A 9,899-nucleotide genomic window follows, 5' to 3' on the forward strand; every position below is an offset into this window, starting at 1 on the left:
GTACGCAGGGAGAGTAGGTAGCCGCCGTCTTTTTGAGAGGAGAGATCAGACACACACGTGTCCGGTCTCTCCTCTCTTTTTTGTGTCACATCGTGAGCTCCGGTCTAGCGAGTCGGACGAGTCGGACCAGTCGGATGTGTCGGGTCTCTTTTATTGTTTATTCTTCTCTATCGTGGCAGTTTAGTGATAGGAGCTATTGTGCCGGATTAAGTGATTATAGTGGACGTTACTTACACGAGGGGCGACAGTTTTGGGTTGACTGATTGCTTGCGATCCTGACGTGTGTACGGATGCCACTATTGGCTTATATAGGTAGAGAGACTTGGCGTAGTAGGCTGCGAGTGCGCTATTTTGTATGGACTATACCCTGTCTATAATAGACTTCAATGGATTGGGGACTGTATAGATGGCAAGAGGATGCTGAGGCCGCTCTTTGTCGTCAGATAGTCAGGGTGTATGGCTAGGTATGGGGAAGGGTGTTAGGTGGCTGGCTTTACAGTGCGCTGAGGGCTGCTTTTGCTGCTTCTCCGACTACGACGTAGCGGATAAATTTCCCCAAGGTCATCCAGAATAGTACGCCCCATACGTTGGCTCGCAGGTATCCCATAGCTACTGCGATAAAGTCGCCCACACCCGGTAGTGCCACAAATATCGACACCCACGACCCTCGGCCATGGATCTTAGTTACCCATTTCTGGATCTGCTCCTCTTTCATCCTGAAGTACTTCTCGAGCCACTCGAGCTTGCCGAGTGAGCCGAGCCAGTAGCAGGTCATCCCTCCCAAGCTGTTCCCGACGGTCGCTGCGATGATCAGGGTAGAGTAGGTCGCCCCACTTGCCAAGACCCCTGCAAAGACAACTTCGGAGCTGAAGGGAAGTACGGTCGCGGCTAAGAATGCGGCTATGAAGACGCCTATGTAACCGTAATTAACGAGAAAGTCAAGCACGATGTTTCCTACCAATGTAATGGTTTATCGTTACAAATGTACCTATAATGAATCCAATGGCTCCCTTTTGTCACGTGTGTTCCTATGACTTTCGTATACGCCCTTCCGTTGGACACTATATAGGAGCATCAAAAAAGACTCCCAGTGTGTGATACACACCGAGAGTCTCTGATGATATGTGTTGCTTGTGAGGCTATCTCACGCACCGACGCGGATCACGTCCCCGGGACGGATCATGCTACTCCTGCGAAGCTTCGGATTGAGCCGGCGTATCTTGGCAACTGAGGTGCCTGTCTTCGTAGCGATTTGTGACAATGTATCTCCCCTGCGGACCCGGTAGGTTTTGAAGGAGTTGTCTCTTGTCTTTGTGTTGCTCGCTCTGTACTGGCTAGTCGAGTTGCTTCGTGTAGAGCGCCCCTTGGCATAGACGTACATCTCATTGCGAGGTGCGCCGCTGGCGAAGTCAATCAGCTGCTGAGGATTGAGCGCAATGCCCATGAATCGTGTCTCGTAATGGAGGTGCGGGCCAGTGGAGCGCCCGGTGCTACCGCCGAGACCGATCGCGTCGCCAGCACGGACGACGGCATTCTCCTTCACCAGTTGTCTGGAGAGGTGTCCGTAGAGGGTCTCAAGACCATTCGGGTGGCGGATCACCACATACTTACCATAGCCACGACCATCGACATCTACCAGTCGCACGCGACCGGAGAAGGTGGCGCGGACAGTATCTCCGCGGTTGAGGTCAATGTCGACACCGTAGTGCATACGACGGAAGCGACGACGATAGCCGTAGCTGCTATTGATGCGACGGATGCCGTCCAGCGGGTAGACAAATTCCTTGAGACTGATCTCGTAGCGTGAGGGGATGGCTGCTGAAGCCCCGCGAAGGGGGTTGAGGGAGTTATTCCAGGACTCCTCGCCATAGAGATCGACAGAGGGGTATAGGAGATCCTCCTCGGTCAGTTCGTCCAAATTGAGAGACTCATTGATCGCCTTAGCGAAGTTGGTGACCAGGGTGGTGTCTCTGTAGTTGAGGTTAGAGGCGAGCAGCTGTGCGGCTGCTCCATTCTTCTTGTCCGCGTCCTTAGTGACGACCTCAGTGGACTTCCGGGTGTGGTGCTTTGCCGGTCGGTTACTCTGCTGTGCATGACCAAAGGCACACGTGACGAGCAGGAGTCCGACAGCTACCGCTCTCCGAAGAAGGGAGCTGGTTGTACTCATTCTGTAATAAAAGAAAGTTGACACCCTCTCCTCAGACCCCCTCAAGCTTTGGCGTGCTCTCATCGTCCACATCTATACAGACGGGGCGCCAAGACCATGTCAACTCCGGAGGAAGAGACAGGAGAAGATATAAAACACAATTTCCACATGAGTCCCCCCTCTCGTTTCTTATTACGAAAGCTCATCGTCACAGTGGCCCCGTACGCTTACAGTCGGCTCACACGGACAACAGTTTCCCGAAAGAGTGAACTCTTACAAGGCGCAAGGTACGAATTATTTCTTAGCTTGGCACAAGAGATTACTCCTTTTCTCAGCGTTTTAAGCACTTTTTAGCACCATTGGGAGTTCACGCCATTGATTTATGATTGCGTCGCTGCTCACGGACCTGCTGCCGATCGTGTCGTATCACCTGGAGGGCATTGAAGATGTTTTGAAAGATAGAGTAGGCGGCTTGCGAGACGGAGGCGATAGGGTTGAGGTACGCCTGGATCATCCAGATGCTGATGGAGGAGTTTTTCTGCCCCAGTGCCTGACCGATGGTGACGCTCTCACCGAGTACCTTTCTGCTCATTGCCTTGCCGACTGCGTACTGAATAGTGCAGGTGACGAGACCTATCAGCACCAGCACGATGATCATCGTAGCCACGCCTTGGCGCTCTTGCGCAACGAAGTGGACGGTATTGGCGATGACGAGTGAGAGCAGGAAGATCCATATATATAGGGAGGCGGAGGAGAGGGAGCGTACCTTGGCGTGCAGTGAGGGGAGCTTCCAGCGGATCCCAAAGGCAGTCAGGAGAGGGATCATCACGATCGGCAGTACGCCCACTAGTACGTGTGCCATCGACTGCAGGAGAGTCCCCTGGGGATGCCCCAGCCAGCCGAGGATCAGAGGACCGGTGATGATGATGCTCAGGCAATTGATCACCACATACGAGGTGACGATGGCGATGGAGCCACCGAGGAGCCCCACGATCACCGGTGCCGCAGCTGCCACGGGGCAGAGGAAGCACATCAGCACCGCCTGGGCGTAAATCTCAGCAAAAGGCACCGGCAGGTACCGCACGAGGAAGTACCCTCCGAGAGCCAGCGCAATCTGAGTCACGATGAGGGTCAGGTGGATCGGTCTTGGGCGAATGTCTCTCGGTGCGATCCGTGAGAAGGTGAAGAAGAGCATGGTCATCAGCACGTAGGGGATCATCGGGCTGAGGACGGACAGCGGTCGGTAGGCGATGATGCCTAAGAGGATACTCCCGAAGAGGCCATACTCCTTGAGGAGCCTTTGGATGGTCGTGCTGATGTCCGCGCTCACGTTAGCTGTACCTGGTCGATCATATCCTCCGCCAGTCGTGCGTGGAGGAAGAGCCCAGCCATCTCCGCAAATTCGCCATCCTCCTCTGTAGTGAGGAAGTGTGAGATCCCATTCTTGCTCAGTCGCCGCTCCATTTCTGGGTGACGCAGCAGGTAATTCTGCGTCGACTCGGCCACGATCATACCCTGCTCTGCGATCACGATGTCGTCGCGGACAAACTCCCGTATGCGAGGGAGCAGGACCGGGTAGTGCGTGCAGGCGAGCTGGATGGTGTCGATCCTCGGATCCTTCCGCAGCAGCTCCTCGATATTGCGTCGCACGAAGTAATTGACCCCCTCATTGGCCTGATACTCGCCTCCCTCGATGAGAGAGACCCACATTTTGGGCGCCTGCTGTGTAAGCTGTATCTCGGGGTGGAGCCGATTCACCTCCAGCAGGTAGGTATTGCTCTTCACCGTTGCCGGTGTGGCGAGGATCCCCACGTGGCCGTTTCGGGTCAGCTCCCCGAGACGCTCCACCGTCGGGCGGATGACGCCGAGGATACGACGGGAGGGGTCACTGCTCGTGGGGAGATCGATCTGCTGCAGTAGCCTGAGCGCATGGGCGGAGACCGTATTGCAGGCGATGATCACCAACGGGCAGCCGCAGGCAAAGAGATGCGACACCGCCTCGCGTGCGTACTCGTATATCGTCGGGAGGGAGTGCTTCCCATAGGGTGCTCGGGCATTGTCACCGAGGTAGAGGAAGTCATACTCCGGTAGCAACTTGCGCAGGTAGCGAAGGATCGTCAGCCCACCATAACCTGAGTCGAAGACCCCGATCGGAGCCTCCATGAAGGGAAAAGGTGTCGGTGTCCTGCCCGTCGTCATAAGCCCACCTCTATGTCACGCCCGAAGGGGTGAAGTGCTATGCCGGCAAATTTGAAGTGCTGTCTCCCGAAGGGGATCCCGATGATCGTGATGCAGAGGAGTATCCCGAAGAGAAAGTGCGTGAGGGCGATCCAGATACCTCCGAGGATAAACCAGAGGATATTGAGAATCGTACTCCCCAGCCCTCCTGTTGACTCGCTCACCTTGCTTCCGAAGGGGAAAACCATTACAGCGGCGATCTTGAAGAGCTGAAAGCCAAAGGGGATCCCCACGATCGTCAGGCAGAGCACGAGCCCCGCAGTCATATAGCCGATGGCGGTCTCGAGTCCCCCGAAGATCCACCAGATAATATTCCCTATGATCTTCATCACTCTCCTCTCATCTTAAGAAACCTATCCGCAGCGATGGCGGCACGACAGCCGATGCCGGCGGCAGATACAGCCTGACGATAGACCGGGTCGGCTACATCACCGGCGGCATAGACCCCCTCAATCTCTGTCGCCGGGTCGCCACTATCCTTCGTGAGGATAAATCCATGCTCATCGAGCTTCAGCTGCCCCTCTAAGAAGTCCGTATTGGGCTTATGTCCAATAGCCTCGAAGAAGCCATCGATCGCGATCTCGGTGCGCTGCTCGTCAGCTTCGCCCTTATTGATCACAAGCTTCGCTCCCTGCACGGTAGGCTCCCCGAAGAGCCCCTCTGTCTGATGCTTCCAGAGCACCTCGATATTCTCCGTCTCTTGGACCCGATCCTGCATCACTTGGCTGGCACGCAATTCATCTCGACGGACGATGAGGTAGACCTTCTTCGCCAGGCTGGAGAGATAGATCGCATCACCGCAAGCGGTGTCTCCACCACCGACGACGGCAACGGTCTTCCCTTTGTAGAAAAAACCGTCGCAGGTAGCGCAGGCGCTCACGCCGGCACCCATATACTTCTTCTCCTCTGGCAGTCCGAGCATCTTGGCGGAGGCGCCGGTGGCTATGATGACCGTCTTGGCTGTGATGGTATACTCACCATCCACCGTGGCGACAAAGGGTCGCTTGCTGAGGTCCACCTGTGAGACCAGTCCGGAGCGGACCTCAGCCCCATAGCGCTCAGCCTGCTTGCGCAGGTCATCCATCATCTCGAAGCCTCCCACACCCTCGGGGTAGCCGGGGAAATTCTCTATCGAGGTCGTCTCCGTCAGCTGTCCGCCCGGCTGCAGTCCCTCCAGGATGATGGGTGAGCGGTTGGCGCGAGCAGCGTAGATGGCAGCGGTATATCCCGCCGGGCCGGAGCCGATGATCAGGATGTCTGTCTGGGTATTCTTTTCTGTATTCATATCGGTGTTATCTTAAGTCTATCAGCTTTGCTCCCTTGGCTTTGTCGGGAGTGTATCTAAAAAATGATTTATCCTTTAGTTCCTTAAACTCCCCCTCCTCAAAGCGTGTCACCTCTATCAGGACCGGCTCCATGAGCCCCTTCTCCTCCAGCCGAAGGGAGATAGGGCGCCCGTCGGGTGCGATCAGTGCCTCGAGTTTGGTGAGCGAGCCGTCGTATCGATTTTTCCCCTTTTTGCGTGGCACCGCAGTGACTCGGGTATTCTTTCCCTCCTTCTTCTTAGTGATGGAGAAGGCGTTCTTCCTGACGCTCTCGAGATTGAGCAGTGGATTGATCTCCAGCAGATCCTCCTTGTGCGGGGTGGAGAGATTGACCTCTCCGCTCTGCCGGATATAGACCCACAGATCCGTCCCATCGTACCACGCCTTTACCTCCTCGGAGTCATAGTAGAAGCGCCGTCCCTCTGCGTAGTACTTACAGTCTGTCGTCGCATCCTCGAGGGTCATCCGGAAGTCTACCTGCAGCCCCTTCTTAGCCTCAAGCTGACTTATCGTCTTGTCGAGTAGGTCTGTCGTCTGTGCTTTTGCATTGGTGGCGCAGAACACGACGAAAAGGAGCCAAAAGAGTATGTGGGTTGATGAATATGACATAATATGCACTGTATCTTAGATTTCAGGATGAAGGATCCGCTCGAGCTGCTCCTGTGTCGTCACAAGGAGATCGCGCGAGCCGCGCCCGTCCGGCTTACTGATGATGCCTGCCGCCTCCAGCTGGTTGCAGAGCCGTGCAGCACGGTTGTATCCAATGGCAAAGAGCTGCTGGATCAGCGAGATAGAGACACGTCCCTCGGCCACGATGCGCTCTGCCACTACGTCGAAGAGATTGTCCCGCTCGTTGGGGTCTATCGAACCGTCTCCACCGGCAGCACCGCCCTCGCCGTCCTGGCTCACCTCCGGCAGCTCGTAGGCTGTTGGGAATCCTCGCTGCGCACCGATGAAGTCTACCACTCCATTCACCTCAGGTGTATCGACAAAGGCGCACTGCACGCGGGTCAGCTTTGTGCCGGACTGGTAGAGCGCATCTCCCTTGCCGACCAGCCTATTGGCCCCGCTCGCATCGAGGATGATGCGGGAGTCCACTTGCGATGTGACGCGGAAGGCGAGTCGGCCGGGGAAGTTTGCCTTGATCGCACCGGTGATGATGCTCGCCGTGGGTCGCTGGGTCGCGATGATGGCGTGGATGCCGATGGCGCGCGCCTTCTGAGCCAGGCGGGTGATCGGCAGCTCGATCTCCTTACCAGCGGTCAGCAACAGATCGCCATACTCGTCGATGATCAGGACGATGTAGGGCAGGAAGCGGTGACCGTTCTCGGGGTTTAGCTCTCTGTTCCTGAATCGCTTATTGTACTCCACAATATTTCGACAGGAGGCGGCCGCTAGCAGCTCGTACCGGTCATCCATCTCCTGACAGAGAGAGGTAAGGGTATCGGCGGCGCGCTTCGTGTCGGTGATGATCACCTGATCCTCGTCCGGGATCTTTGCCATAAAGAGCTTCTCCACCCGGGAGTACATGCTAAACTCGACCATCTTCGGGTCGATCATCACAAACTTCAGCTCCGAGGGATGCTTCTTGTAGAGCAGGGACATGATGATCGCATTCAGCCCGACCGACTTTCCCTGTCCCGTGGCGCCCGCCACGAGGAGGTGAGGCACCTTAGCGAGGTCAAAGAGCAGCACATCATTCGTGATCGTGCGACCGAGAGCCACCGGGAGCTCCATCGTCGTCTCTCGGTAGGCTGGTGACGCAAGCACGCCCCGCATACTGACGATCTGCGGTCGCTTATTAGGCACCTCCATGCCTATGGTTCCCTTGCCGGGGATGGGTGCGATGATGCGGATGCCGAGGGCGGAGAGGCTCATCGATATATTATCCTCCAGGCTACGGATGCGGGAGATATGAATCCCTGCAGCAGGGACGATCTCGTAGAGTGTGATTGCCGGTCCGACGGTAGCGGAGATCTTATTGACCTCGATCCGGAAGCTCTTGAGTGTCTCGAGGATCAGCTGCTTATTTGCATTGATCTCCTCCATATCGATCTCCCCATCATCGCTGCTGTAGTCCTTGAGCAGGTCGAGGGTGGGGTAGTGGTAGTCTGCGAGATCGCGCGTCGGGTCGTACTCGCCCTGAGCGCGCACCAGCTGCTGTGCGGTGGTGAGAGAGGGGTCTGCCGGCTCGTCCTCCGTCCTCCGTGCGTCATGTACTTCGATGTCGCTCACCTCTGCCCCGGGCGTAGACGGGTTGGGGGTAGCGCTTGTCCTTGGCTCGAGAGAGAGGTCGGGGATCGGCTCCGCCGGAGTCGGGTCATCGTCCACGACTTCCTCGTCACTCTCCTCCGTCTCAGGCACCTCCTCTGCTTCCGGGATCACCTCCTCAGCCATATGCGCCCGCTCCTCCTCCTCGAGGAGGGCATTTTTCGCCTTACGTTGCTTGGAGAAAGTGCTGTAGCGCTGCATCAGGGAGCCAAAGGAGATAACGACGAGCAGGATCAGGAGAAAGCTCATCAGCAGGATTGCTCCCACCAGGCCTATATGGAGCGTGAGGAAGCTTGCCGCCTCGTGCCCAAAGACCCCTCCCGGGAGGAAAAACCACCCGTCCGTCCACTCCGCCGGCATGAGACCGAGGGTGACCGAGGTCCAGAGAGCTGCGCTGATGCAGAGACAGATCTTGCGGATCCACGAGACCCGCATCACCAGCGTGATCCACACCCCCATCATCAAGATGAGGTACAGGAGGAAGATCAGCCCGAGTCCGATCCACTCGTTCACCAGCGTATTCATCAGCGCAAAGCCGGTGATCCCGCCGTGCCCCTGTATCCGCTGTGCCGCCTCCTCTGCGGTTATGTCCTGCCCCAGGAGCAGGCTTTGATTCTCCGCTCCGGTGACGAAGTACGAGAAGAAGTTGTAGACTAAGAAAAGCCCAAGGAAGAATAGGGTGACCCCGGCGATGAAGCGCCACAGGTCACCAGGTACTCCCCTCTGCGGAAGTATCTGCTGGAGGAAGCTTCCCTTCCCCTGGCTACGTCTACTGCTACGCTTTGCCGTTGGCTCCCCGCTCTTGCTGCCGGGAGAGGAGGCCTTGTTTATGGTAAAATTCTTCACTGATAAAGCCCGGGGTCATACACTCCCCGCACCTGCAAAAGTAACGAAAACGGAGAGACCTAACCACCCCTCCACCTATCTTAGCAGGGGTGACGCATCTGAGCCTTACAGCAGAGAAGGAAGCACCCCTGCCGGGGTGCTCGCTCCATAGGCATCGGTCATCCGCGAAGCGGTGACCGATGTACAGCAACCCATCCCAACCCCCTCGACCCCTTGTGGGTCGCCGAGCATCCATCTCCTCTCGGCGACCCGCAAGGGGTCGTGGCATATATTGGTACGCTTATACTGTCGTAAGTCCATTGCGTCACGTAGGTTGCTATCGCCTGGTTAGGCACAATCATCGTGCGGCGGGTCTTCGTCACCTCGCCAATCTTGCCATAGAAATACTCAATGGCACCTGTTCCGTCCTCGCGGAGCATCAATCTACCGATACGGTTCTGAGAGGCGTTGCAACCAGATAAATATTCCGCGACGAAAGCCTGTATATATATATTGACGCTAACGTTCACAACAACAAGGCGTTAGATTCTACATATAGTATAAGTATAGGAAAGGTAAACAGATTTTGATTTAACAATAAATCTGTTTATGGATCGTGTTGTCAGACCCATAAACAGACTTATTGGAATCAAATCTTTTCGATTATTAAATCTAAAGATCCTTCTTCAAGAGAGTTGTACTCATCAAGATGAAGATGAGTTCCTATAGGAACCGATGATTGGGATAAATTTAGCAAGTGATTTGCTAAAGAAACTAATCCCTCGGTATTAGCCTCAATTGAGACGCTCCCATTTATATCGGAGACCTTAATTGTGAAATTACCTTCCCAATTGAGTGCCACTCCGGTATCAGGGGAATAATTCGGAACATTTAATGTGACTTTTTTCATTCTATTATTCGGTTATGAAAACATGATAATTTTGATCAACCATCATCTTTCCAGGTTTGTTGGGATTTGGCTTCAGTGTTTCAAAATTCACATGAGGTATGCGATTCCTGAAAAAAGTACACAGTTGATTGAATATTACTAGGACTGTATACCGGTCATTGGATTAAGACCTGAGAGTGTACAC

General features: G+C 55.3%; 9 protein-coding genes. All 9 read right to left on the reverse strand.

Going from position 1 to position 9,899, the window contains the following annotated elements; genetic code table 11:
- Positions 1-493 precede the first annotated feature (493 nt).
- The 9 genes from QZR17_RS07775 to QZR17_RS07815 all read right to left on the reverse strand — a co-directional run bounded on the left by QZR17_RS07775 (position 494) and on the right by QZR17_RS07815 (position 9,715).
- On the reverse strand, positions 494-946 hold the full coding sequence (locus tag QZR17_RS07775) for a VTT domain-containing protein (protein WP_297129643.1): 453 nt from the start codon (positions 944-946) through the stop codon (positions 494-496).
- A 198-nt stretch (positions 947-1,144) separates the two neighbouring features.
- Complete coding sequence (locus tag QZR17_RS07780; RefSeq protein ID WP_297129636.1) at positions 1,145-2,167, reverse strand: M23 family metallopeptidase; 1,023 nt, start codon at positions 2,165-2,167, stop codon at positions 1,145-1,147.
- A gap of 346 nt (positions 2,168-2,513) precedes the next feature.
- A complete protein-coding gene (locus QZR17_RS07785) occupies positions 2,514-3,476 on the reverse strand; it encodes a transporter (RefSeq protein WP_297129637.1) in 963 nt (320 codons plus the stop codon).
- Complete coding sequence (gene murI, locus QZR17_RS07790; protein WP_296160606.1) at positions 3,473-4,345, reverse strand: glutamate racemase; 873 nt, start codon at positions 4,343-4,345, stop codon at positions 3,473-3,475. Before murI ends, QZR17_RS07785 begins: the two co-directional genes overlap by 4 nt.
- Entirely contained in the window at positions 4,342-4,713 is a 372-nt protein-coding gene (locus tag QZR17_RS07795; protein WP_296160610.1) for a YccF domain-containing protein, read from the reverse strand. Before QZR17_RS07795 ends, murI begins: the two co-directional genes overlap by 4 nt.
- Positions 4,713-5,669 carry a thioredoxin-disulfide reductase gene (gene trxB, locus QZR17_RS07800; RefSeq protein WP_296160614.1) on the reverse strand — a complete coding sequence of 319 codons (957 nt, stop codon included), beginning with the start codon at positions 5,667-5,669 and terminating at the stop codon, positions 4,713-4,715. Before trxB ends, QZR17_RS07795 begins: the two co-directional genes overlap by 1 nt.
- A gap of 7 nt (positions 5,670-5,676) precedes the next feature.
- Positions 5,677-6,318, reverse strand: coding sequence for a LolA-like putative outer membrane lipoprotein chaperone (locus QZR17_RS07805; RefSeq protein ID WP_297129639.1), 642 nt, complete (start codon positions 6,316-6,318; stop codon positions 5,677-5,679).
- Between the two features lie 15 nt (positions 6,319-6,333).
- A complete protein-coding gene (locus QZR17_RS07810; RefSeq protein ID WP_297129640.1) occupies positions 6,334-8,826 on the reverse strand; it encodes a DNA translocase FtsK in 2,493 nt (830 codons plus the stop codon).
- 628 nt (positions 8,827-9,454) lie between these two features.
- Positions 9,455-9,715 (reverse strand): hypothetical protein, encoded by a 261-nt coding sequence (locus QZR17_RS07815; protein ID WP_006045139.1) that lies wholly within the window; start codon positions 9,713-9,715, stop codon positions 9,455-9,457.
- Between the last annotated feature and the right edge of the window lie 184 nt (positions 9,716-9,899).

The organism is uncultured Porphyromonas sp., assembly GCF_900541275.1.
Taxonomy (GTDB): Bacteria; Bacteroidota; Bacteroidia; order Bacteroidales; family Porphyromonadaceae; genus Porphyromonas_A.